The organism is Citrobacter meridianamericanus (assembly GCF_041320245.1).
GTDB classification, from domain to species: Bacteria; Pseudomonadota; Gammaproteobacteria; order Enterobacterales; family Enterobacteriaceae; genus Citrobacter; species Citrobacter meridianamericanus.
The window spans coordinates 463,423-487,637 of the sequence record NZ_CP101036.1; the positions used below are offsets into that span (position 1 = coordinate 463,423).

A 24,215-nucleotide genomic window follows, 5' to 3' on the forward strand; every position below is an offset into this window, starting at 1 on the left:
GTAAAAATGAAAGTTCGTGCTTCCGTCAAGAAATTATGCCGTAACTGCAAAATCGTTAAGCGTGATGGTGTCATCCGTGTGATTTGCAGTGCCGAGCCGAAGCATAAACAGCGCCAAGGCTGATTTATTCGCATATTTTTCTTGCAAAGTTGGGTTGAGCTGGCTAGATTAGCCAGCCAATCTTTTGTATGTCTGTGCGTTTCCATTTGAGTATCCTGAAAACGGGCTTTTCAGCATGGTGCGTACATATTAAATAGTAGGAGTGCATAGTGGCCCGTATAGCAGGCATTAACATTCCTGATCAGAAACATGCTGTGATCGCATTAACTTCGATCTACGGCGTCGGCAAGACCCGTTCTAAAGCCATTCTGGCTGCCGCGGGTATCGCTGAAGATGTTAAGATCAGTGAGCTGTCTGAAGAACAAATCGACACGCTGCGTGACGAAGTTGCCAAATTTGTCGTTGAAGGTGATCTGCGCCGTGAAGTTAGCATGAGCATCAAGCGCCTTATGGACCTTGGTTGCTATCGCGGTTTGCGTCATCGTCGTGGTCTCCCGGTTCGCGGTCAGCGTACCAAGACCAACGCACGTACCCGTAAGGGTCCGCGCAAACCGATCAAGAAATAATCGGGGTGATTGAATAATGGCAAAGGCACCAATTCGTGCACGTAAACGTGTAAGAAAACAAGTCTCTGACGGCGTGGCTCATATCCATGCTTCTTTTAACAACACCATCGTTACCATCACTGATCGTCAGGGTAACGCACTGGGTTGGGCAACAGCCGGTGGTTCCGGTTTCCGTGGTTCTCGCAAATCCACTCCGTTTGCAGCTCAGGTTGCAGCAGAGCGTTGCGCTGAAGCCGTAAAAGAATACGGTATCAAGAATCTGGAAGTTATGGTCAAAGGACCGGGTCCAGGTCGCGAATCTACTGTTCGTGCTCTGAACGCCGCTGGTTTCCGCATCACTAATATTACTGATGTGACTCCGATCCCTCATAACGGTTGTCGTCCGCCGAAAAAACGTCGCGTATAACGCTGTCGTTTCTAGGATTGTTGGAGAAAGAAAATGGCAAGATATTTGGGTCCTAAGCTCAAGCTGAGCCGTCGTGAGGGCACTGACTTATTCCTTAAGTCTGGCGTTCGCGCGATCGATACCAAGTGTAAAATTGAACAAGCTCCTGGCCAGCACGGTGCGCGTAAACCGCGTCTGTCTGACTATGGTGTGCAGTTGCGTGAAAAGCAAAAAGTTCGCCGTATCTACGGTGTGCTGGAGCGTCAGTTCCGTAACTACTACAAAGAAGCAGCACGTCTGAAAGGCAACACCGGTGAAAACCTGTTGGGTCTGCTGGAAGGTCGTCTGGACAACGTTGTATACCGTATGGGCTTCGGTGCCACTCGTGCAGAAGCACGTCAGCTGGTCAGCCATAAAGCAATTATGGTAAACGGTCGTGTTGTTAACATCGCTTCTTATCAGGTTAGTCCGAATGACGTTGTTAGCATTCGTGAGAAAGCGAAGAAGCAGTCTCGCGTGAAAGCCGCTCTGGAGCTGGCTGAGCAGCGTGAAAAGCCAACCTGGCTGGAAGTTGATGCTGGCAAGATGGAAGGTACGTTCAAGCGTAAGCCGGAGCGTTCTGATCTGTCTGCGGACATTAACGAACACCTGATCGTCGAGCTTTACTCCAAGTAAAGCTTAGTACCAAAGAGAGGACACAATGCAGGGTTCTGTGACAGAGTTTCTAAAACCGCGCCTGGTAGATATCGAGCAAGTGAGTTCGACGCACGCCAAGGTGACCCTTGAGCCTTTAGAGCGTGGCTTTGGCCATACTTTGGGTAACGCACTGCGCCGTATTCTGCTCTCATCGATGCCGGGTTGCGCGGTGACCGAGGTTGAGATTGATGGTGTACTACATGAGTACAGCACCAAAGAAGGCGTTCAGGAAGATATCCTGGAAATCCTGCTCAACCTGAAAGGGCTGGCGGTGAGAGTTCAGGGTAAAGATGACGTTATTCTTACCTTGAATAAATCTGGCATTGGCCCTGTGACTGCAGCCGACATTACCCATGATGGTGATGTCGAAATCGTCAAGCCACAGCACGTGATCTGCCACCTGACCGATGAGAACGCATCTATTAGCATGCGCATCAAAGTTCAGCGCGGTCGTGGTTATGTGCCGGCTTCTACCCGAATTCATTCGGAAGAAGATGAGCGCCCAATCGGCCGTCTGCTGGTCGACGCATGCTACAGCCCTGTAGAGCGTATTGCCTACAATGTTGAAGCAGCGCGTGTAGAACAGCGTACCGACCTGGACAAGCTGGTCATCGAAATGGAAACCAACGGCACAATCGATCCTGAAGAGGCGATTCGTCGTGCGGCAACCATTCTGGCTGAACAACTTGAAGCTTTCGTTGACTTACGTGATGTACGTCAGCCGGAAGTTAAAGAAGAGAAACCAGAATTCGATCCGATCCTGCTGCGCCCTGTTGACGATCTGGAATTGACTGTCCGCTCTGCTAACTGCCTCAAAGCAGAAGCTATCCACTATATCGGTGATCTGGTACAGCGTACTGAGGTTGAGCTTCTTAAGACGCCTAACCTTGGTAAAAAATCTCTTACTGAGATTAAAGACGTGCTGGCTTCCCGTGGACTGTCTCTGGGCATGCGCCTGGAAAACTGGCCACCGGCAAGCATCGCTGACGAGTAACCGGATCACAGGTTAAGGTTTTACTGAGAAGGATAAGGTCATGCGCCATCGTAAGAGTGGTCGTCAACTGAACCGCAACAGCAGCCATCGCCAGGCTATGTTCCGCAATATGGCAGGTTCACTGGTTCGTCATGAAATCATCAAGACGACTCTGCCGAAAGCGAAAGAGCTGCGTCGCGTAGTTGAGCCGCTGATTACTCTTGCCAAGACTGATAGCGTAGCTAATCGTCGTCTGGCATTCGCCCGTACTCGTGATAACGAGATCGTGGCAAAACTGTTTAACGAACTGGGCCCGCGTTTCGCGAGCCGCGCCGGTGGTTACACTCGCATTCTGAAGTGTGGTTTCCGTGCAGGCGACAACGCGCCGATGGCATACATCGAGCTGGTTGATCGTTCAGAGAAAACAGAAGCTGCTGCAGAGTAATCTGTAGTAACGTAAAAAAACCCGCTTCGGCGGGTTTTTTTATATCCGTCATATCCCCGCTTATCTACAATATCAGTACTCTTTTTGTTCATCCCCTGGAGTGTTGTATGTGGTTACTGGACCAGTGGGCAGAGCGGCATATTATTGATGCACAGTCTAAAGGTGAGTTTGACCGTTTACCTGGTACAGGTAAGCCGTTGGTTCTTGATGACGATTCCCATGTTCCACTGGAACTGCGAGCTGGATTCCGTTTATTAAAAAATGCAGGCTGTCTTCCTCCTGAGCTTGAGCAGCGCAGAGAGGCAATACAGCTGCTTGAATTACTCACAGGGATCCGCAAAGATGATCCTGGTTATCAGGAGGTGAGCCGAAGACTGTCACTACTGGAACTTAAACTTCAACAGGCTGGACTTAGCACTGAGTTTTTACACGGTGAATACGCAGATAAGCTGCTACATAAGGTCAACGACGAATAGCGGAGAGAGCATGTACCGTATTGGTGAATTAGCGAAACTGGCTGACGTAACGCCTGATACCATCCGCTACTATGAAAAGCAGCAGATGATGGAACATGAAATACGTACAGAAGGTGGGTTTCGCCTCTATACGGAAAGCGATCTTCAGCGTCTGAAGTTTATTCGTTATGCCCGTCAGCTTGGTTTCACTCTGGAATCGATCCGCGAGCTACTTTCGATCCGAATCGATCCTGAACACCATACCTGTCAGGAATCAAAAGGGATCGTCCAAGAAAGATTGCAGGAGGTTGAAGCGCGAATAGCGGAGCTTCAGGCGATGCAACGATCGCTTCAGCGATTGAATGATGCATGTTGTGGCAAGGCGCACAGCAGCGTTTACTGCTCTATCCTTGAAGCTCTTGAGCAAGGCGCCAGCGGAACTACATCAGGTTGTTGATTTATTGAACGACCAGGTCTACACTCGCGGCGTAAACTATTACAAACTGGAGATAATATGAGTCGTTATCAGCACACCAAAGGGCAGATAAAGGACAACGCCATTGAGGCGCTTCTGCATGACCCACTGTTCAGACAGCGCATTGAGAAAAATAAGAAAGGGAAAGGAAGTTATCTGCGTAAAGGTAAACATGGTAATCGGGGTAACTGGGAGGCCAGTGGCAAGAAAGTGAATCACTTTTTTACCACTGGCCTTCTGGTTTCAGTGAGTGCTTAAGAACGATTATTTTGTTCTTTCAGCAGGTCACGAATTTCACTCAGCAATACTTCTTCTTTCGATGGAGCAGGCGGTGCTGCCGGCTCTTCCGCTTTTTTACGGTTCAGTTTGTTGATTAGCTTGATTGCCATAAAAATAGCAAACGCAACAATAATGAAATCAAAGACGTTCTGAATAAATACACCGTAATGCATGACAACCGCTGGGATATCTCCCTGTGCATCACGTAGCGTTAAAGCAAACTGTTTAAAATCGATGCCACCAATTAACAACCCAAGCGGCGGCATGATGATATCAGCAACCAGTGATGAAACGATCTTACCAAATGCCGCACCAATAATGACACCCACTGCCAAATCGACAACATTCCCGCGCATCGCGAATTCGCGAAATTCTTTAATAATGCTCATTTTATTCTCCCTATGCAGCTGACGTTTATAAGTTTAACAAATGTTTAGGCAATTTCCATTTATGTATTGCTCAAAGGAAAATTTATTAGACCCTGATAAATAAAGGGAAATAAAAAGGGCGCGGTATTCGCGCCCAAATTATTACAAGAAGAAAGGACTTGGCTGGAATAACCGCTCGACGTCGGTAATAAACTTTTTATCTGTCAGGAACATAATTACGTGATCGCCCTGTTCAATACGCAGGTTATCGTTGGCAATCATCACATCGTTGCCACGCACGACGGCGCCAATAATGGTTCCGGGTGGAAGTTTTATCTCATCAATTGAGCGACCTACAACCCGCGATGTTGTTTCATCACCGTGTGCGACAGCTTCAATAGCTTCCGCGACACCGCGGCGTAGTGAAGAAACACCAACTATATCAGCTTTACGCACGTGACTGAGCAGCGCAGAGATAGTTGCCTGCTGCGGCGAAATCGCAATATCGATCACGCTGCCCTGCACCAGATCGACGTACGCTCTGCGTTGGATCAACACCATCACTTTCTTGGCCCCCATCCGTTTGGCAAGCATCGCTGACATGATGTTAGCTTCATCGTCGTTGGTGACCGCGATGAACAGATCAACCTGATCGATATGTTCTTCCGCCAGCAGCTCTTGATCCGAAGCATCTCCAAAGAAGACGATCGTATTTTGCAGTTTCTCCGCAAGCTCGGATGCTCGCTGTTGATTACGTTCGATCAGTTTGACGCTGTAATCTTTTTCCAGACGATGTGCCAGACCAGCACCGATATTACCACCACCCACTAACATAATGCGTTTGTAAGGCTTTTCCAGTCGCTGCAATTCGCTCATTACGGCGCGAATATGCTGTGATGCTGCAATAAAGAAGACTTCATCACCTGCTTCAACAATGGTAGAACCTTGCGGACGGATCGGCCGATCATGACGGAAAATCGCCGCCACGCGGGTATCAATGTGTGGCATATGTTCACGCATTGTTGATAGCGCATTGCCGATTAGCGGCCCGCCGTAATAGGCTTTCACGACCGCAAGGCTGACTTTCCCTTCGGCAAAATTCACTACCTGTAATGCACCCGGATATTCAATCAGTCGATAAATGCTATCGATAACCAGTTGCTCAGGCGCAATCAGGTGGTCGATAGGCACGGCATCGGATTGGAATAGCTTGTCCGCATCACGAACGTAATCCGGTGAACGAATACGGGCGATGCGATTAGGCGTATTAAACAGTGAATAAGCTACCTGACAGGCAACCATATTTGTTTCATCTGAGCTGGTTACGGCAACCAGCATATCGGCATCGTCGGCGCCGGCTTCACGCAGAACGCGAGGATGTGAACCGTGCCCTTGTACGACGCGGAGATCAAACTTGTCCTGCAAGCTGCGCAGGCGTTCACCATTGGTATCGACTACCGTGATATCGTTGTTCTCTCCGACCAGGTTTTCAGCCAGCGTACCGCCAACTTGCCCTGCGCCCAGAATGATAATTTTCATCAGTCGCGACCCGTTATCTCATCACTTTTTGATTAGCTTAGCGTAAAAGAAGCCATCGCCATCTTCCGCACCTGGTAAATTCTGACGTCCAGGTTTTTCCGGCGTACCGGTTTCGCTTAATACCGCATCCGGATTACGAGCAAGGAAGGCGGCAATTTGCTGCTGGTTTTCTTCCGGCAGGATAGAGCACGTTGCATAAACCAGCGTGCCGCCGGGTTTAAGATGTAACCAGGTGGCATTCAGGATCTCGGCCTGCAACTGCGCAAGTTCGACAATATCCCGGTCGCGGCGGAGCCACTTGATATCCGGATGGCGACGAATAACGCCTGTGGCAGAACACGGAGCATCCAGCAAAATACGATCAAACTGTTGTTCACCGCACCACTGCTGTGGATAGCGGCCATCACCCTGCTTTACGGTTGCCTTCATGCCCAGACGTTTCAGATTGTCGTAAACGCGTGATAAACGTTTTTCATCGACATCGACGGCCATTACGTTAGCGTGAGGAGCAACTTCCAGAATGTGAGTGGTTTTCCCGCCCGGCGCGCAGCACAGGTCGAGGATCTGTTCACCGTCTTCCGGCAACAGATAGGTCATGCATCCTTGAGCGGAAGCATCCTGAACGGTTACCCAGCCTTCGTCAAAACCAGGCAGGGCGTGCACAGGAGCCGGCGTTTCCAGACGCACTGCATCCGGATACGCCGGATGCGGGAAGCCGGTTAATCTCGCTTCGCTAAGCAGGTCCAGCCAGGCATCGCGCGTATGGTGGTTACGATTGACACGCAGCCACATTGGCGGCCGTTGGTTATTAGCTTCAAGAATGGCTTCCCACTGCTGCGGATAAGCGGCCTTAATACGTTTCACCAGCCAGGAGGGGTGTAAGAAACGTAAATCGCTTTGTGCGAACTCGGCCAACAGTTCATCCTGGCGGCGTTGAAACTGGCGCAACACGCCGTTGATCAGCCCTTTTAACTGCGGGCGCTTAATAACGACCGCGCCTTCTACGGTCTCTGCCAGTGCAGCATGCGGTGGAATACGGGTATGCAGCAGTTGGTAGAAGCCCACCATGATCAGATAGTGAACGGTGCGCTGTTTGCCCGTCATTGGACGTTCCATCAACTGCTGGATCATCCACTCCAGTTGGGAGAGAGTGCGCAATACGCCGAAGCAAAGTTCCTGCAACAACGCTTTGTCTTTATCAGCAACTTTTTGCTGCATGGCAGGCAGTACGTTGCTTAATGACTGTCCTTTTTCGACAACCTGTTCGACGGCCTGGGCCGCCATACTGCGTAAATTAAGATGTTTTTTCATAAGCGCAAAAATAAAAATGCCCGGAAACACCGGGCTTAAAGAGATGAACCGTCAGAACAGACGATTACCGGGTACAAACCATTCCCGGCGTGAATTAAGCAGATCCTGCGCACTCATGGCTTTTTTACCGGCAGGCTGCAAAGAGAGGAGGTTCAGGATGCCGTCGCCCGTTGCGATCTGGATACCCTGCTTTGTTGCCTCCAGAATGGTACCTGGCGCAGCCTGGGTGTTTACAGCAATGACCGAAGCTTGCCAGACTTTCACCGGCTGACCGTCGATTTCTAGCCAACTCATTGGCCACGGGTTAAAGGCACGAATGCAGCGCTCCAACTGAGCGGCTGAAAGCGACCAGTCGATACGGGCTTCTTCTTTGCTGAGTTTTTCTGCATGTGTAACCAGAGATTCATCTTGTACAACCGGTTTTATCGTACCAGCTGCCAGCTGTTTTAACGTTTCAATCAACCCCTGCGGCCCTAAATCTGCCAGCTTATTGTATAGCGAACCGCTGGTATCTTCCGCCGTAATTGGGCAGGAAAGCTTAAGCAGCATATCTCCGGTGTCGAGGCCAACATCCATCTGCATGATGGTCACACCGGTTTCTGCGTCACCTGCCCATAGTGAGCGTTGAATTGGTGCTGCGCCACGCCAGCGTGGAAGTAGGGAACCGTGAACGTTGATACAACCCAGACGTGGCATTTCCAGTACGGCTTTTGGCAGAATCAGGCCATATGCCACCACCACCATCACGTCTGCGCATAAATCAGCAACCAGCTGCTGGTTTTCCTGAGGGCGAAGAGAGACGGGTTGGAAAACCGGTATCCCTTTTTCTTCCGCCAGCACTTTTACCGGGCTGGGCATCAGCTTTTTACCGCGTCCCGCCGGGCGGTCCGGTTGGGTAAACACGCCAACGACGTTGTGTCCAGAAGACAACAGCGCGTCGAGATGACGCGCTGCAAAGTCAGGTGTACCCGCAAAAATAATACGTAGTGAGTCTGACACGTTGATTCTTGTCCTTAAGCTCGGGCGTTCAGGCGGTCGAGTTTTTCAACTTTCTGACGAATGCGTTGTTGCTTCAACGGAGACAGATAATCGATAAACAGTTTACCGACCAGGTGATCCATTTCATGTTGAATACAGATAGCCAGCAGGCCATCGGCTTCCAGTTCAAAAGATTTACCGTTGCGATCGAGCGCGCGAATTTTTACTTTCTCAGCACGCGGTACTAACGCACGCTGTTCAGGAATCGACAGGCAACCCTCTTCAATGCCGGTTTCGCCGTCTTTTTCCAGCAGCTCTGGGTTAATGAGTACCAACTGCTCGTCGCGGTTTTCAGAGACATCAATAACGATGATGCGCTGATGAATATCGACTTGCGTTGCTGCCAGGCCGATACCTTCTTCGGCGTACATCGTTTCGAACATATCATCAACGATACGCTGAATTTCTGCATTCACTTCTTCAACCGGTTTTGCGACTTTGCGAAGGCGCTCGTCCGGAATATGTAACACTTGCAAAACTGACATAGTTATCCAGAGTTGTGTTCAGGAGTTGAAAAGATTATTACCTCTATTCTAGACAAAACCCCCTCTGATTGACAGCATCAGTGACCAATCGCAAAGATTGCCAGGACTGCTTGTGGCAGGGGGGAGCAGGGATGACCCAAATCGAAATTTGGCTACGTTTAGCGCAAGTGAATGAACTATATGGTGATGAGATGGTGCGCATTGCGCATTGGCTCAATACTCAACCGTGTATTAATAATACGGTACTTCATCATGCTGGATTCTCTCCCCGCCAGGTCAGACGGTTTTTAACTTTTTCACAGCAGACGCTGGAAAAAACGTTGCGCTGGCTTGAGCAGCCCAACCATCATTTTGTGGTTGCCGACAGTGAGCATTATCCCCCACAGCTCCGTGCGATTGTGGATTATCCTGGGATGCTTTTTGTCGCAGGAAATCCCGCGTGCCTCCCCTCATTTCAGGTTGCCGTTGTCGGTAGCCGACAACACTCCTGGTATGGCGAACGATGGGGGCGATTTTTTTGTGAAAAGCTTGCAGCATGTGGTGTGACGATCACCAGTGGTCTGGCCCGGGGGATTGATGGTGTGGCGCACAAGGCTGCGATAAACCGCCAGGGCACAAGTATTGCGGTGTTGGGAAATGGGCTTGAGACCATTCATCCACGACAGCATGTCCATCTTGCTGAGCGACTGATTGAGTCTGGAGGCGCACTGGTGTCTGAGTTTCCACTGGATGCGCTCCCTTTGCCGCGCAATTTTCCCAGACGAAATCGTATTATCAGCGGTCTAAGTAAGGGAGTCCTGGTTGTTGAAGCTGCGCAGCGTAGCGGGTCACTGGTCACTGCGCGTTGCGCGCTGGAACAAGGGCGGGAGGTTTTTGCTCTGCCGGGAGCGATTGGGAGCCCGGGAAGTGAAGGTCCACATTGGCTTATTCAGCAGGGAGCTACGCTTGTGACGGCCCCAGAAGAAATTCTGGAAAATTTGCAATATGGGCTGCCATGGTTGCCAGATGAACCTGAAAAATCAATTTATTCGCCAGATCACGAAGAGGTGGCATTGCCATTTCCTGAGCTCCTGGCTAACGTAGGAGATGAGGTAACACCTGTTGACGTCGTCGCTGAACGTGCCGGCCAACCTGTGCCAGAGGTAGTAGCTCAACTGCTCGAACTGGAGTTAGCAGGATGGATCGCAGCTGTACCCGGCGGCTATGTCCGATTGAGGAGGGCATGCCATGTTCGACGTACTAATGTATTTGTTTGAGACATATATCCATAACGAAGCTGAGCTGCGTGTGGATCAGGACAAACTGGAACGGGATCTTACCGACGCTGGTTTTGATCGTGAAGACATTTACAACGCGTTACTTTGGCTGGAAAAGCTTGCTGATTATCAGGATGGTCTTGCTGAGCCTATGCAGCTGGCATCCGATCCTCTTTCTGTACGTATTTACACGGCAGAAGAGTGCGATCGACTAGATGCAAGCTGTCGAGGGTTCCTGCTATTCCTGGAGCAGATTCAGGTGCTAAACCTCGAAACGCGAGAGATGGTAATTGAACGCGTCCTCGCACTGGATACGGCAGAGTTCGATCTGGAAGACCTGAAGTGGGTGATCCTGATGGTGCTATTCAACATTCCAGGTTGTGAAAATGCCTATCAGCAAATGGAAGAATTACTCTTTGAAGTGAATGAAGGTATGCTGCATTAATCAATCTTCATTCAGTATGAGTTGTTATGGCTAAATCAGCACTGTTCACGGTGCGTAAAAATGAGCCCTGCCCACAATGCGGGGCTGAACTGGTTATTCGTTCCGGGAAACACGGTCCGTTTCTCGGTTGTTCACACTATCCAGAATGCGATTACATCCGTCCGCTGAAATCTTCTGCGGACGGACATATTGTCAAAGTTCTGGAGGGTAAGCTTTGCCCTGCATGTGGCGCAGAACTGGTGCTGAGACAGGGAAGATTCGGAATGTTCATTGGATGCAGTGATTATCCTGCGTGTGAACATACTGAACTTATCGACAAGCCTGATGAAACAGCAATAACCTGTCCTCAATGCCAGACTGGCCATCTTGTTCAGCGGCGTTCCCGTTATGGCAAAACCTTTTATTCCTGCGAGCGCTATCCGGAGTGCCAGTTTGTCATCAACTTCAAACCGTTAGCTGGAGAGTGTCCCGAGTGTCATTATCCACTGCTCATCGAAAAGAAAACCGCGCAGGGTGTGAAGCATTTCTGTGCCAGTAAACAATGTGGAAAGCCGATTTCGGCGGATTAAAAAAGTGAATAATAACCTGCCCGCAGAACTTATCGCTGATGCGATAGAAGTTCTGAAACAAGAAAGAGTCATCGCCTATCCAACAGAAGCTGTATTTGGTGTCGGCTGCGATCCTGACAGCGAAACGGCTGTCACCCGTCTGTTGGAGTTAAAACAACGCCCAGTCGATAAAGGCTTAATTTTGATTGCAGCAAACTTTGACCAGCTTAAACCCTATATCGACGATAGTATGCTAACCGAGGCCCAACGTGAGGCTGTTTTCGCCCGCTGGCCTGGACCTGTTACTTTCGTTTTCCCGGCGCCCGCGACTACGCCTCGTTGGTTGACTGGTCGTTTTGACTCGCTGGCCGTGCGTGTCACTGATCATCCGCTGGTGGTTGCACTCTGCCAGGCCTATGGCAAACCATTAGTCTCTACCAGTGCTAATTTGAGTGGCCTGCCGCCTTGCAGAACAGTTGAAGAAGTTCGCGCGCAGTTTGGTACAGACTTTCCTGTGGTTGAGGGGGGGACTGGAGGTCGTTTGAATCCTTCGGAGATCCGTGATGCTCTGACGGGTGAACAGTTTCGACAGGGGTAATATGAAAGAAGCCTATGCTGTTTTTGGTAATCCGATAGCGCACAGTAGATCGCCCTTTATTCATCAGCAATTTGCAAAGCAGTTGAAGATTGATCATTCCTATGGGCGTGTACTGGCACCCATCAATGATTTTGTGAATACGCTGAACGCTTTTTTTGCTGGGGGTGGGAAGGGGGCAAATGTCACCGTGCCTTTTAAAGAAGAAGCGTTTGCATGTGCCGATGAGCTCACGGAGCGGGCATCGCTTGCAGGAGCGGTCAATACTCTTAAGCGGTTGGAGGATGGACGTTTACTGGGAGATAACACGGATGGTATCGGCTTATTAAGCGATCTCGAGCGTTTATCTTTTATTCGTCCCGGTTCGCGAGTTCTGTTGATTGGTGCAGGCGGCGCATCCCGTGGTGTATTACTACCTCTTCTTTCTATGGATTGTGCGGTGACCATCGTTAACCGTACACCTTCCCGTGCTGAAGAACTGGCACAAATATTCTCCCACACCGGCAGCGTGCAGGCGGTGGGAATGAACGACCTTGATAATTGCAGTTTTGATTTGATCATCAACGCCACATCCAGCGGAATAAGCGGTGAGATACCGGCCATTCCAACATCTCTTATCCACCCTTCTGTCTATTGTTATGACATGTTTTATCAGAAAGGGAACACACCGTTTCTTTACTGGTGTGCTTCGCATGGGGCGAAACATTATGCCGATGGTTTGGGGATGCTGGTGGGGCAGGCTGCGCATGCAGTTTTACTCTGGCATGGCGTTTTGCCACAGGTTGAGCCTGTCATAAAAAGCCTGCAACAGGAATTGTCGGCATGAATCAGGCGATCCAGTTTCCCGATCGAGAGAAATGGCAGGTAGATATTAGTGCTGTTGTTTTTCCGGCGATGGTCCATGGTATGCAGTTAACATGTGCCATATCAGGAGAGAAGTTGGCGTCCCGCTTTGGTGGCTCTACGCCTGAGCAGTGGTTGGAAATATTTCAACAGCATCGCTGGGACCTGGAAGAAGAGGCCGAAGCATTGATCCAGGACCAGCAGGAAGACTCTCAGGGTTGGGTTTGGTTACTGTGATTTAAATACTCATCTTTCCATTTAACATAGTTATTAGCAGAGTATTGTAAGCCTGCCTTCTCTTCATCGCTTAATGGACGGATCTGTTTAACCGGGCTTCCCAGATACAGATACCCACTCTCCAGGCGTTTATTTTGCGGAACCAGGCTTCCAGCCCCAATCATAACGTCGTCTTCTACCACCACACCGTCCAGTAAAATCGATCCCATACCGACTAATACGCGGTTGCCAATGATGCAGCCGTGCAACATGACTTTATGACCGACCGTCACATCTTCACCCACGATCAATGGATTACCCTGCGGATTTGATGTGGATTTATGCGTGACATGCAAAACGCTGCCATCCTGAATGTTCGTACGGGCGCCAATTTGCACAAAGTTTACATCGCCACGAATCGCAACCAGCGGCCAAATTCCGACGTCATCAGCTAAATGCGTATCACCAATCACAACACTGCTGGCGTCGATCATCACGCGTTTTCCGATCTGTGGGAAAAGATCCTTATAAGGACGTAATACATCAGACATGTTCACCTCAACGAAAATAGAGCAGTAAAGAAGACTTTGGTTGGATTACCGAGACTACGCAAGTGATTTAGCTATCAAAAATCAGCCAAATTGCGCAGGAATGTAGCGAAAGGGGTGAAAAACAAGCATTCAGCAAAAAAGATCCAAAAAACACTTGTGCTAAAAAATGGGATCCCTATAATGCGCCTCCATCGACACGGCGGATGTGAATCACTTCACACAAACAGCCGGTCCGGTTGAAGAGAAAAACCTGAAAATGAGGGTTGACTCTGAAAGAGGAAAGCGTAATATACGCCACCTCGCGACAGAGCGCTAAAGCGCGTCGCAACTGCTCTTTAACAATTTATCAGACAATCTGTGTGGGCACTCGAAGATACGGATTCTTAACGTCGCAAGACGAAAAATGAATACCAAGTCTCTGAGTGAACATACGTAATTCATTACGAAGTTTAATTCACGAGCATCAAACTTAAATTGAAGAGTTTGATCATGGCTCAGATTGAACGCTGGCGGCAGGCCTAACACATGCAAGTCGAACGGTAGCACAGAGGAGCTTGCTCCTTGGGTGACGAGTGGCGGACGGGTGAGTAATGTCTGGGAAACTGCCCGATGGAGGGGATAACTACTGGAAACGGTAGCTAATACCGCATAATGTCGCAAGACCAAAGAGGGGGACCTTCGGGCCTCTTGCCATCGGATGTGCCCAGATGGGATTAGCTAGTAGGTGGGGTAACGGCTCACCTAGGCGACGATCCCTAGCTGGTCTGAGAGGATGACCAGCCACACTGGAACTGAGACACGGTCCAGACTCCTACGGGAGGCAGCAGTGGGGAATATTGCACAATGGGCGCAAGCCTGATGCAGCCATGCCGCGTGTATGAAGAAGGCCTTCGGGTTGTAAAGTACTTTCAGCGAGGAGGAAGGCGTTGTGGTTAATAACCGCAACGATTGACGTTACTCGCAGAAGAAGCACCGGCTAACTCCGTGCCAGCAGCCGCGGTAATACGGAGGGTGCAAGCGTTAATCGGAATTACTGGGCGTAAAGCGCACGCAGGCGGTCTGTCAAGTCGGATGTGAAATCCCCGGGCTCAACCTGGGAACTGCATCCGAAACTGGCAGGCTAGAGTCTTGTAGAGGGGGTAGAATTCCAGGTGTAGCGGTGAAATGCGTAGAGATCTGGAGGAATACCGGTGGCGAAGGCGGCCCCCTGGACAAAGACTGACGCTCAGGTGCGAAAGCGTGGGGAGCAAACAGGATTAGATACCCTGGTAGTCCACGCCGTAAACGATGTCGACTTGGAGGTTGTGCCCTTGAGGCGTGGCTTCCGGAGCTAACGCGTTAAGTCGACCGCCTGGGGAGTACGGCCGCAAGGTTAAAACTCAAATGAATTGACGGGGGCCCGCACAAGCGGTGGAGCATGTGGTTTAATTCGATGCAACGCGAAGAACCTTACCTACTCTTGACATCCAGAGAACTTGGCAGAGATGCCTTGGTGCCTTCGGGAACTCTGAGACAGGTGCTGCATGGCTGTCGTCAGCTCGTGTTGTGAAATGTTGGGTTAAGTCCCGCAACGAGCGCAACCCTTATCCTTTGTTGCCAGCGGTTAGGCCGGGAACTCAAAGGAGACTGCCAGTGATAAACTGGAGGAAGGTGGGGATGACGTCAAGTCATCATGGCCCTTACGAGTAGGGCTACACACGTGCTACAATGGCATATACAAAGAGAAGCGACCTCGCGAGAGCAAGCGGACCTCATAAAGTATGTCGTAGTCCGGATTGGAGTCTGCAACTCGACTCCATGAAGTCGGAATCGCTAGTAATCGTGGATCAGAATGCCACGGTGAATACGTTCCCGGGCCTTGTACACACCGCCCGTCACACCATGGGAGTGGGTTGCAAAAGAAGTAGGTAGCTTAACCTTCGGGAGGGCGCTTACCACTTTGTGATTCATGACTGGGGTGAAGTCGTAACAAGGTAACCGTAGGGGAACCTGCGGTTGGATCACCTCCTTACCTTAAAGAAACGTTCTTTGTAGTGCTCACACAGATTGTCTGATGAAAAGTAAATAGCAAGGCGTCTTGCGATTGAGACTTACACGTCCCCTTCGTCTAGAGGCCCAGGACACCGCCCTTTCACGGCGGTAACAGGGGTTCGAATCCCCTAGGGGACGCCACTTGCTGGTATGTGTGAGTGAAAGTCGCCGACCTCAGTATCTCAAAACTTACCTTCGGGTGACGTTTGAGATATTTGCTCTTTAAAAATCTGGATCAAGCTGAAAATTGAAACGACACACTGTTTCATTTCTCCGTAATAAGAAATGAAAAAGAGTGTGTTCGAGTCTCTCAAATTTTCGCAACACGATGGTGTTTTACGAAACATCTTCGGGTTGTGAGGTTAAGCGACTAAGCGTACACGGTGGATGCCCTGGCAGTCAGAGGCGATGAAGGACGTGCTAATCTGCGATAAGCGTCGGTAAGGTGATATGAACCGTTATAACCGGCGATTTCCGAATGGGGAAACCCAGTGTGATTCGTCACACTATCATTGCGTGAATACATAGCGTAATGAAGCGAACCGGGGGAACTGAAACATCTAAGTACCCCGAGGAAAAGAAATCAACCGAGATTCCCCCAGTAGCGGCGAGCGAACGGGGAGCAGCCCAGAGTCTGAATCAGCTTGTGTGTTAGTGGAACGGTCTGGAAAGTCCGACGGTACAGGGTGATAGTCCCGTACACCAAAATGCACAGGTTGTGAACTCGAAGAGTAGGGCGGGACACGTGGTATCCTGTCTGAATATGGGGGGACCATCCTCCAAGGCTAAATACTCCTGACTGACCGATAGTGAACCAGTACCGTGAGGGAAAGGCGAAAAGAACCCCGGCGAGGGGAGTGAAAAAGAACCTGAAACCGTGTACGTACAAGCAGTGGGAGCATCCTTCGGGGTGTGACTGCGTACCTTTTGTATAATGGGTCAGCGACTTATATTCTGTAGCAAGGTTAACCGTATAGGGGAGCCGAAGGGAAACCGAGTCTTAACTGGGCGTTAAGTTGCAGGGTATAGACCCGAAACCCGGTGATCTAGCCATGGGCAGGTTGAAGGTTGGGTAACACTAACTGGAGGACCGAACCGACTAATGTTGAAAAATTAGCGGATGACTTGTGGCTGGGGGTGAAAGGCCAATCAAACCGGGAGATAGCTGGTTCTCCCCGAAAGCTATTTAGGTAGCGCCTCGTGAATTCATCTTCGGGGTAGAGCACTGTTTCGGCTAGGGGTCATCCCGACTTACCAACCCGATGCAAACTGCGAATACCGAAGAATGTTATCACGGGAGACACACGGCGGGTGCTAACGTCCGTCGTGAAGAGGGAAACAACCCAGACCGCCAGCTAAGGTCCCAAAGTCATGGTTAAGTGGGAAACGATGTGGGAAGGCACAGACAGCCAGGATGTTGGCTTAGAAGCAGCCATCATTTAAAGAAAGCGTAATAGCTCACTGGTCGAGTCGGCCTGCGCGGAAGATGTAACGGGGCTAAACCATGCACCGAAGCTGCGGCAGCGACACTATGTGTTGTTGGGTAGGGGAGCGTTCTGTAAGCCGTTGAAGGTGTGTCGTGAGGCATGCTGGAGGTATCAGAAGTGCGAATGCTGACATAAGTAACGATAATGCGGGTGAAAAACCCGCACGCCGGAAGACCAAGGGTTCCTGTCCAACGTTAATCGGGGCAGGGTGAGTCGACCCCTAAGGCGAGGCCGAAAGGCGTAGTCGATGGGAAACAGGTTAATATTCCTGTACTTGGTGTTACTGCGAAGGGGGACGGAGAAGGCTATGTCGGCCGGGCGACGGTTGTCCCGGTTTAAGCATGTAGGCGGAGGTTCCAGGTAAATCCGGTACCTTTTAACGCTGAGGTGTGATGACGAGGCACTACGGTGCTGAAGTGACAAATGCCCTGCTTCCAGGAAAAGCCTCTAAGCATCAGGTAACACGAAATCGTACCCCAAACCGACACAGGTGGTCAGGTAGAGAATACCAAGGCGCTTGAGAGAACTCGGGTGAAGGAACTAGGCAAAATGGTGCCGTAACTTCGGGAGAAGGCACGCTGATATGTAGGTGAAGTGATTTACTCATGGAGCTGAAATCAGTCGAAGATACCAGCTGGCTGCAACTGTTTATTAAAAACACAGCACTGTGCAAACACGAAAGTGGACGTATACGGTGTGACGCCTGCCCGGTGCCGGAAGGTTAATTGATGGGGTTATCCGTAAGGAGAAGCTCTTGATCGAAGCCCCGGTAAACGGCGGCCGTAACTATAACGGTCCTAAGGTAGCGAAATTCCTTGTCGGGTAAGTTCCGACCTGCACGAATGGCGTAATGATGGCCAGGCTGTCTCCACCCGAGACTCAGTGAAATTGAACTCGCTGTGAAGATGCAGTGTACCCGCGGCAAGACGGAAAGACCCCGTGAACCTTTACTATAGCTTGACACTGAACACTGGTCCTTGATGTGTAGGATAGGTGGGAGGCTTTGAAGCGTGGACGCCAGTCTGCGTGGAGCCAACCTTGAAATACCACCCTTTAATGGCTGGTGTTCTAACGTGGACCCGTAATCCGGGTTGCGGACAGTGTCTGGTGGGTAGTTTGACTGGGGCGGTCTCCTCCTAAAGAGTAACGGAGGAGCACGAAGGTTAGCTAATCCTGGTCGGACATCAGGAGGTTAGTGCAAAGGCATAAGCTAGCTTGACTGCGAGAGTGACGGCTCGAGCAGGTGCGAAAGCAGGTCTTAGTGATCCGGTGGTTCTGAATGGAAGGGCCATCGCTCAACGGATAAAAGGTACTCCGGGGATAACAGGCTGATACCGCCCAAGAGTTCATATCGACGGCGGTGTTTGGCACCTCGATGTCGGCTCATCACATCCTGGGGCTGAAGTAGGTCCCAAGGGTATGGCTGTTCGCCATTTAAAGTGGTACGCGAGCTGGGTTTAGAACGTCGTGAGACAGTTCGGTCCCTATCTGCCGTGGGCGCTGGAGAATTGAGGGGGCTGCTCCTAGTACGAGAGGACCGGAGTGGACGCATCACTGGTGTTCGGGTTGTCATGCCAATGGCACTGCCCGGTAGCTAAATGCGGAAGAGATAAGTGCTGAAAGCATCTAAGCACGAAACTTGCCCCGAGATGAGTTCTCCCTGAGACTTTAAGTCTCCTGAAGGAACGTTAAAGACGATGACGTTGATAGGTCGGGTGTGTAAGTGTAGCGATATATTGAGCTAACCGATACTAATGAACCGTGAGGCTTAACCTTACAACGCCGAAGGTGTTTTGGCGAAGAGACAGATTTTCAGCCTGATACAGATGACATCGACAGACTAAAAGTGTGTTGATAGACAGAATTTGCCTGGCGGCTGTAGCGCGGTGGTCCCACCTGACCCCATGCCGAACTCAGAAGTGAAACGCCGTAGCGCCGATGGTAGTGTGGGGTCTCCCCATGCGAGAGTAGGGAACTGCCAGGCATCAAATTTAGTGTGCTGATATGGCTCAGTTGGTAGAGCGCACCCTTGGTAAGGGTGAGGTCCCCAGTTCGACTCTGGGTATCAGCACCAGTTTTTCGGTTTAAGTTCGGCACTTAGAAAAGAATTTGTCTGGCGGCTGTAGCGCGGTGGTCCCACCTGACCCCATGCCGAACTCAGAAGTGAAACGCCGTAGCGCCGATGGTAGTGTGGGGTCTCCCCATGCGAGAGTAGGGAACTGCCAGACATCAAATAAGCAAAAAGGCCATCCGTCAGGATGGCCTTTTTGCGTTTATAAGCGAAAAAATCCAGAACGGTATCCGCCATATCTATTTAATGAATAACCTGCGACAAAAAGGCGCGTGTGCGTTCAGATTTTGGATGAGCAAAAAACTCGTCCGGTGGTGCCTGTTCAACAATCTCACCAAGATCCATAAAGATCACCCGGTCGGCCACTGTGCGGGCAAAGCCCATTTCATGGGTAACACATAACATGGTCATGCCCGATTGCGCCAGACCTATCATGGTATCCAGCACTTCTTTTACCATTTCAGGATCCAATGCTGATGTGGGTTCATCAAACAACATGATTTTGGGTTTCATGCACAGCGAGCGTGCAATGGCCACGCGCTGTTGCTGCCCACCAGAGATTTGTCCGGGATATTTATGCGCATGTTCAGCAATGCGAACTCGCTCAAGGTAGTGCATTGCCAGAGTTTCCGCCTCTTTTTTCGGCATCTTTTGCACCCATACAGGTGCCAGCGTGCAGTTCTGCAGAACCGTTAAATGGGGAAAGAGATTAAAGTGCTGAAAGACCATGCCGACTTCTTGCCTGACGCGCTCAATATTTCGGATGTCCTCATTGAGTTCAATTCCATCCACCACAATACGTCCTTGCTGATGCTCTTCCAGGTGGTTAATACAGCGGATGGTTGTCGATTTACCTGAGCCGGAAGGCCCGCACAATACGATACGTTCTCCCTGCTTTACCTTCAGGTTGATGTTTTTCAGGACGTGAAATTGTCCGTACCATTTGTTGACGTTTTCCAGCGTAATCATCGCGTCGGTAGACGGCATTAATAATTGGCTCATAAATTCCTCAGTGCGGTGTACGCCCGGTGTTAAAACGTTTTTCCAGATGTTGGCTGTAACGTGACATGCTGAAACAGAAGATCCAGTAAATCAGAGCGGCAAAAACATATCCTTCCGTCGACATACCCAACCACGCGGGGTCCACAGTTGCCTGCTGCACGCTGCTGAAGAGATCAAACAGACCGATAATGATGACCAGGCTGGTATCCTTGAACAGAGCGATAATTGTGTTAACCAGACCGGGAATAACCAGCTTAAGGGCTTGCGGAAGAATGACCAGCCCTTGTGTTTTCCAGTACCCTAGAGCCAGTGATTCAGCGGCTTCATACTGACCTTTTGGCAGGGCTTGTAGTCCTCCGCGAACCACTTCTGCGACATAAGCCGACTGGAAAAGAATAACGCCGACCAGCGCCCGGATAAGTTTGTCGATACTGGCTCCTTCGGACATAAACAGAGGGAGCATAACTGAGGACATAAACAGGACGGTTATCAACGGCACACCGCGCCAGAACTCAATGAAAATGACAGATAAAATCCGCACTATTGGCATATGGGAACGACGCCCCAGTGCCAATAAAATACCCCACGGAAGCGCGCCCGCAATCCCTACGGATGCGATGATAAGTGTCAGTGTTAATCCTCCCCACTGTCGGGTTTCTACGCGCTCAAGTCCGAAAAAACCACCGTACATCAACCACCAGACCACCACCGGATACACAATGGCCCAGACGGTAATATAGCGGCCACGATGGGGAATAAATTTCCAGAACATGGGGATGATAGAAACCAGGCCAATTATCAAGGCCAGATTTACGCGCCAGCGCTGATCGTGGGGATAAAGTCCATACATGAATTGCCCAAAGCGTTCATGAATGAACACCCAGCAGGCTCCGGCTTTGGTACAGTCTGCTCGGGTCGAACCGACCCAGTTGGCCTGAAAGAATACCCAGTTCAGCAGTGGTGGAAGAAATGACCAAATCAGCCATACGCATAGCAGCGTGAGCAGGCTATTTGACCAGCTGGAGAACAGGTTTTTACGCACCCAGAGTAGACTGCGGCCAGCCGGGTTACTGCTCTGGCGCGAGGGGGGAGACAGCAGTGCTTTTGTCATCATGGCTCCTTAGCGCTCAATCAGTGCGATACGGCGGTTATAAATATTCATCAGCAGAGAAATGCTCAGGCTGATGATTAGGTACACCGACATGGTGATGGCGATAGTTTCAATGGCTTGCCCTGTTTGGTTGAGCACCGTACCGGCAAACAGTGAAACCATATCCGGGTAGCCAATGGCGGCCGCAAGGGAGGAGTTTTTGACGATGTTCAGATACTGGCTGGTCAATGGGGGAATGATGACGCGCAGCGCCTGTGGGATGATTACCTGGCGCAGCGTTACTGGATTTGGTAGGCCCAGTGAGCGTGCGGCTTCATGTTGGCCATAAGGAACAGCCTGAATTCCCGCCCGAATAATTTCTGCAATAAACGCCGAGGTATACACGGAAAGCGCCAGGGTCAGGGCAGCCAGTTCGGGAATAAGCACCATACCTCCACGGAAGTTAAAACCGCGAAGCGCGGGGATGTCCCAGTGAAGCGCCGCGCCAAACAGCCACTGTGAAATCACCGGTAAAAGCACGATCAGCGCCAAAGCCGTTGGCCAGGTCCGGCGTAACTGACCTGTTTTAGTCTGGTGCATTCTGTTGTAGCGAAATAGCCCGATGGCGACGGCGATAGCGATAATGACAGCGATACATAACGCAAAAAAACCTTCTCCCATTTGCGGTGCCGGAATATACAATCCCCGGTTACTCAGAAACAGTAAATCCAACGCGTTAATGGCCTGACGTGGACCGGGCAGGTTACGTAATACGGCGAAATACCAGAAAAAGATCTGCAGCAGCGGCGGTATATTGCGGAACGTTTCGATGTAGATCGTTGAGAGCTTTCGCAATAACCAGTTATCTGAAAGGCGTGCCAGGCCGAGAAAGAAACCGAGAACAGAAGCGAAAACAATACACAACGCAGAGACTAATAGCGTATTGAGCAGACCGACTACAAAGACACGGCCATACGTATCGCCTTGCTCGTAATCAATAAGATGCTGGACAATACCAAATCCGGCGCTGCGATCGAGAAAAGAGAATCCCGAGGTAATACCGCTATTGTTCAGGTTATTTATTGTGTTATGAATGAGATAGACCGCAATGCTGATGACTGCAATGACGGTAAGTATTTGAAATAACCAGGCGCGGACCGCAGGGTTAGAAAAGGATAACGATCCTTTTACGGTTGAGCGGCGATGGAACATAAGAAAACCTCGGTAACGATGACCCTGGACTGAGCGCCGCAGTCGCGGCGCCCGTTACATCACTACGCATTAGCGCACCGGTGGTGCATATTGAATGCCGCCGTTATTCCAGAGATTGTTCTGTCCACGTTTGATCTTCAGTGGACTTTCCGATCCAACGTTACGCTCAAAGATCTCCGAGTAGTTACCTACCTGCTTGATTATGTTGTAAGCCCACTTGTTATCAAGCTTCAGGTCCTTACCATAATCCCCTTCCTTGCCTAACAGGTGCGCCATATCCGGCGTGGCAGGATTAGCCGCTTTTTCATCGACGTTTTTCGAGTTAACCCCCATTTCTTCCGCATTCAGCATGGCGAACAGCGTCCAGCGAACAATGGAGAACCACTCATCGTCGCCACGACGTACGACAGGTCCCAGCGGTTCTTTAGAAATAACTTCTGGCAGGACAATCCACTCCGCAGGATTACTCAGCTTGATTCGCAGGGCGTACAGCTGAGACTGGTCGGAAGCTAGCGTATCGCAGCGCCCAGATTCGAGAGCTTTAGCGGATTCATCCGAGCGGTCGAAAGTGACGGGGGTGTACTTCATATTGTTGGCTTTAAAATAGTCGGCCACGTTCAGTTCGGTATCAGTTCCTGCCTGGATACAAACCGTTGCGCCATCCAGCTCTTTAGCACTCTTCAGACCTGCTTTATTGTGGGTAAGAAAACCAATGCCGTCGTAATACGTTACGCCAGTGAAAGACATTCCCATTCCTGCATCGCGAGAGGAGGTCCAGGTAGTATTACGAGAAAGCATGTCAACTTCACCCGATTGTAGCGCGGTGAAACGTTCCTTGGCGGTAAGCGGGGTATATTTTACTTTGCTATCATCGCCAAATACGGCGGAGGCAACGCCACGACATACGTCGACATCAATACCTGAAAACTTACCGCTTGCATCGGCGTAAGAAAAGCCAGGCAACCCGTCACTGATCCCACACTGCACAAAACCTTTTTTCTTTACTGCATCCAGTGTTGCGCCGGCATGTGCCTGATTTGCAACCGCAAGCAGCACGCCGGCCGCAGCCAGGCTGGCTATTATCATCTTTTTCATAGAGCATCCTGTGTGGAGGAATTATTGTTATGGAAACGTTCTGAAAACGTCTTTTACCTGTCTGTGGCTTTGGCCATACTCTTTTAAGCAAAGGTAGTGCCAGGTTTTTGCGCACGATTATTCGACGCAATATGCAGAGTGTAGACAGGAAAAAATAAATGCAGCGCCCTGAAGTGGTGCAAAATTGAAACGTAAGCCACATTTCGGCGCAAAAAATTCAAAAATCAGACTGGACGCGTGATAACGATTTCGTGCGTTAATATTGATCACGTGAGAATAATGGAAAGAAAACGTGGTGTTACTAAGAAAAGGAAAAATGCTAATTTCAAATCGTGGAGATGTGAGAGAAATCTATAATAATTTTATTATACGTTAGGTGCTTTATACCAACGCTTTGTCTTATATATATTTTATTTTTATAACTAAAAGCGCGGTAACAACCGCGCTTTTAAGAGGAATTATTTGGTTAAGGCAACGATCCCTAACGTCAGTCCGGCAACGGCTGCGGCACCACCGGCGATGGCTCCGGCGGTTTCCCAGTTATCCTGCGTGGTGCCTTTCATACATGTATTGGTATGAACCAGGCGTCCCTGATCGTCGTATACAGGTACGCAAGGAGAATCGTGTGCACAGCCGGCCAAAAATGCGGTTAGCAATGCAACGGAGATTAATCTTTTCATGGTGTTACCTCAAAAATA

The 24,215-nt window shown here is 50.2% G+C and carries 26 protein-coding genes, 2 tRNA genes and 4 rRNA genes; 21 read left to right on the forward strand and 11 right to left on the reverse strand.

From position 1 onward, the window contains the following. Nucleotides 1-6 precede the first annotated feature (6 nt). The 9 genes from rpmJ to arfA all read left to right on the forward strand — a co-directional run bounded on the left by rpmJ (nt 7) and on the right by arfA (nt 4,313). Nucleotides 7-123, forward strand: coding sequence for a 50S ribosomal protein L36 (gene rpmJ, locus NMD08_RS02215; RefSeq protein ID WP_000868187.1), 117 nt, complete (start codon nt 7-9; stop codon nt 121-123). A 146-nt stretch (nt 124-269) separates the two neighbouring features. After that, a complete protein-coding gene (rpsM, locus tag NMD08_RS02220; RefSeq protein WP_003031135.1) occupies nt 270-626 on the forward strand; it encodes a 30S ribosomal protein S13 in 357 nt (118 codons plus the stop codon). Nucleotides 627-642: 16 nt separating this feature from the next. After that, the gene (gene rpsK / locus NMD08_RS02225; protein WP_003031137.1) at nt 643-1,032 is read left to right on the forward strand and encodes a 30S ribosomal protein S11; all 390 of its coding nucleotides are present in this window, start codon (nt 643-645) and stop codon (nt 1,030-1,032) included. A gap of 33 nt (nt 1,033-1,065) precedes the next feature. After that, nucleotides 1,066-1,686, forward strand: coding sequence for a 30S ribosomal protein S4 (gene rpsD / locus NMD08_RS02230; protein WP_003031138.1), 621 nt, complete (start codon nt 1,066-1,068; stop codon nt 1,684-1,686). A 25-nt stretch (nt 1,687-1,711) separates the two neighbouring features. Next, the gene (gene rpoA, locus NMD08_RS02235; protein WP_003031139.1) at nt 1,712-2,701 is read left to right on the forward strand and encodes a DNA-directed RNA polymerase subunit alpha; all 990 of its coding nucleotides are present in this window, start codon (nt 1,712-1,714) and stop codon (nt 2,699-2,701) included. A gap of 40 nt (nt 2,702-2,741) precedes the next feature. Then, entirely contained in the window at nt 2,742-3,125 is a 384-nt protein-coding gene (gene rplQ / locus NMD08_RS02240) for a 50S ribosomal protein L17 (protein WP_001216370.1), read from the forward strand. Between the two features lie 107 nt (nt 3,126-3,232). After that, nucleotides 3,233-3,601 carry a DUF1992 domain-containing protein gene (locus NMD08_RS02245; RefSeq protein ID WP_151219982.1) on the forward strand — a complete coding sequence of 123 codons (369 nt, stop codon included), beginning with the start codon at nt 3,233-3,235 and terminating at the stop codon, nt 3,599-3,601. A gap of 10 nt (nt 3,602-3,611) precedes the next feature. Then, nucleotides 3,612-4,037, forward strand: coding sequence for a Zn(2+)-responsive transcriptional regulator (zntR, locus tag NMD08_RS02250; protein ID WP_151219981.1), 426 nt, complete (start codon nt 3,612-3,614; stop codon nt 4,035-4,037). A 57-nt stretch (nt 4,038-4,094) separates the two neighbouring features. Beyond that, the gene (gene arfA / locus NMD08_RS02255) at nt 4,095-4,313 is read left to right on the forward strand and encodes an alternative ribosome-rescue factor ArfA (protein ID WP_151219980.1); all 219 of its coding nucleotides are present in this window, start codon (nt 4,095-4,097) and stop codon (nt 4,311-4,313) included. Here arfA and mscL read toward each other — a convergent pair. From mscL to def, 5 genes are all read right to left on the reverse strand, one after another. After that, on the reverse strand, nt 4,310-4,723 hold the full coding sequence (gene mscL, locus NMD08_RS02260; protein WP_003031152.1) for a large-conductance mechanosensitive channel protein MscL: 414 nt from the start codon (nt 4,721-4,723) through the stop codon (nt 4,310-4,312). The two genes, arfA and mscL, sit on opposite strands and share 4 nt — an antisense overlap. A 141-nt stretch (nt 4,724-4,864) precedes the next feature. Then, a complete protein-coding gene (gene trkA, locus NMD08_RS02265) occupies nt 4,865-6,241 on the reverse strand; it encodes a Trk system potassium transporter TrkA (RefSeq protein WP_096890501.1) in 1,377 nt (458 codons plus the stop codon). A gap of 21 nt (nt 6,242-6,262) precedes the next feature. Continuing rightward, complete coding sequence (gene rsmB, locus NMD08_RS02270) at nt 6,263-7,552, reverse strand: 16S rRNA (cytosine(967)-C(5))-methyltransferase RsmB (protein ID WP_286537842.1); 1,290 nt, start codon at nt 7,550-7,552, stop codon at nt 6,263-6,265. A 51-nt stretch (nt 7,553-7,603) separates the two neighbouring features. Then, nucleotides 7,604-8,551 carry a methionyl-tRNA formyltransferase gene (gene fmt, locus NMD08_RS02275; protein ID WP_151219979.1) on the reverse strand — a complete coding sequence of 316 codons (948 nt, stop codon included), beginning with the start codon at nt 8,549-8,551 and terminating at the stop codon, nt 7,604-7,606. Between the two features lie 14 nt (nt 8,552-8,565). Continuing rightward, nucleotides 8,566-9,075 carry a peptide deformylase gene (gene def, locus NMD08_RS02280; RefSeq protein WP_003031159.1) on the reverse strand — a complete coding sequence of 170 codons (510 nt, stop codon included), beginning with the start codon at nt 9,073-9,075 and terminating at the stop codon, nt 8,566-8,568. A gap of 131 nt (nt 9,076-9,206) precedes the next feature. Between def and dprA the strand changes: the two genes are divergently transcribed. Genes dprA through NMD08_RS02310 form a run of 6 tightly spaced genes read left to right on the forward strand, consistent with a single transcriptional unit; the run spans nt 9,207 to nt 12,999 of the window. Continuing rightward, a complete protein-coding gene (dprA, locus tag NMD08_RS02285; protein WP_370619452.1) occupies nt 9,207-10,331 on the forward strand; it encodes a DNA-protecting protein DprA in 1,125 nt (374 codons plus the stop codon). Further along, nucleotides 10,303-10,776 (forward strand): DUF494 family protein Smg, encoded by a 474-nt coding sequence (gene smg / locus NMD08_RS02290; RefSeq protein ID WP_005134083.1) that lies wholly within the window; start codon nt 10,303-10,305, stop codon nt 10,774-10,776. The genes dprA and smg overlap by 29 nt, the downstream gene beginning before the upstream one ends. Before the next feature lie 26 nt (nt 10,777-10,802). After that, a complete protein-coding gene (locus tag NMD08_RS02295; RefSeq protein ID WP_151219977.1) occupies nt 10,803-11,345 on the forward strand; it encodes a type I DNA topoisomerase in 543 nt (180 codons plus the stop codon). A gap of 4 nt (nt 11,346-11,349) precedes the next feature. Beyond that, entirely contained in the window at nt 11,350-11,922 is a 573-nt protein-coding gene (gene tsaC, locus NMD08_RS02300) for an L-threonylcarbamoyladenylate synthase type 1 TsaC (RefSeq protein WP_151219976.1), read from the forward strand. Nucleotide 11,923: 1 nt separating this feature from the next. Beyond that, nucleotides 11,924-12,745 (forward strand): shikimate dehydrogenase, encoded by an 822-nt coding sequence (aroE, locus tag NMD08_RS02305; protein WP_370619454.1) that lies wholly within the window; start codon nt 11,924-11,926, stop codon nt 12,743-12,745. Continuing rightward, complete coding sequence (locus tag NMD08_RS02310; RefSeq protein WP_151224108.1) at nt 12,742-12,999, forward strand: DUF1488 domain-containing protein; 258 nt, start codon at nt 12,742-12,744, stop codon at nt 12,997-12,999. Before aroE ends, NMD08_RS02310 begins: the two co-directional genes overlap by 4 nt. Here the strand turns inward: NMD08_RS02310 and NMD08_RS02315 are convergent. Beyond that, complete coding sequence (locus tag NMD08_RS02315; RefSeq protein WP_370619456.1) at nt 12,975-13,529, reverse strand: gamma carbonic anhydrase family protein; 555 nt, start codon at nt 13,527-13,529, stop codon at nt 12,975-12,977. The genes NMD08_RS02310 and NMD08_RS02315 overlap by 25 nt on opposite strands. Before the next feature lie 471 nt (nt 13,530-14,000). Here NMD08_RS02315 and NMD08_RS02320 point away from each other — a divergent pair. The 6 genes from NMD08_RS02320 to rrf (NMD08_RS02345) all read left to right on the forward strand — a co-directional run bounded on the left by NMD08_RS02320 (nt 14,001) and on the right by rrf (NMD08_RS02345) (nt 19,275). Beyond that, nucleotides 14,001-15,540 (forward strand): 16S ribosomal RNA (locus tag NMD08_RS02320). Nucleotides 15,541-15,625: 85 nt separating this feature from the next. After that, nucleotides 15,626-15,701: transfer RNA gene (locus tag NMD08_RS02325), tRNA-Glu, on the forward strand. Nucleotides 15,702-15,920: 219 nt separating this feature from the next. After that, a 23S ribosomal RNA gene (locus NMD08_RS02330) occupies nt 15,921-18,823 on the forward strand. 92 nt (nt 18,824-18,915) lie between these two features. Beyond that, nucleotides 18,916-19,031, forward strand: a 5S ribosomal RNA gene (rrf, locus tag NMD08_RS02335). 14 nt (nt 19,032-19,045) lie between these two features. Further along, a tRNA-Thr gene (locus NMD08_RS02340) sits at nt 19,046-19,121 on the forward strand. Between the two features lie 38 nt (nt 19,122-19,159). Next, nucleotides 19,160-19,275 (forward strand): 5S ribosomal RNA (gene rrf, locus NMD08_RS02345). Together the 16S, 23S and 5S rRNA genes with 2 tRNA genes alongside form the textbook arrangement of a ribosomal RNA operon. A gap of 86 nt (nt 19,276-19,361) precedes the next feature. On the opposite strand, the gene NMD08_RS02350 is transcribed toward rrf (NMD08_RS02345), so the two are convergent. From NMD08_RS02350 to NMD08_RS02370, 5 genes are all read right to left on the reverse strand, one after another. Next, nucleotides 19,362-20,120, reverse strand: coding sequence for an amino acid ABC transporter ATP-binding protein (locus NMD08_RS02350; protein WP_151217906.1), 759 nt, complete (start codon nt 20,118-20,120; stop codon nt 19,362-19,364). A 7-nt stretch (nt 20,121-20,127) separates the two neighbouring features. Further along, nucleotides 20,128-21,231 (reverse strand): amino acid ABC transporter permease, encoded by a 1,104-nt coding sequence (locus NMD08_RS02355; RefSeq protein WP_286538774.1) that lies wholly within the window; start codon nt 21,229-21,231, stop codon nt 20,128-20,130. A 9-nt stretch (nt 21,232-21,240) separates the two neighbouring features. Then, nucleotides 21,241-22,422: an amino acid ABC transporter permease gene (locus NMD08_RS02360; protein WP_151217905.1), complete on the reverse strand. Its 1,182-nt coding sequence runs from the start codon at nt 22,420-22,422 to the stop codon at nt 21,241-21,243. A 69-nt stretch (nt 22,423-22,491) separates the two neighbouring features. Continuing rightward, a complete protein-coding gene (locus NMD08_RS02365; RefSeq protein ID WP_003025295.1) occupies nt 22,492-23,517 on the reverse strand; it encodes an amino acid ABC transporter substrate-binding protein in 1,026 nt (341 codons plus the stop codon). Between the two features lie 458 nt (nt 23,518-23,975). Then, nucleotides 23,976-24,197, reverse strand: a complete 222-nt coding sequence (locus NMD08_RS02370; protein ID WP_003025292.1) for a lipoprotein — start codon at nt 24,195-24,197, stop codon at nt 23,976-23,978. Between the last annotated feature and the right edge of the window lie 18 nt (nt 24,198-24,215).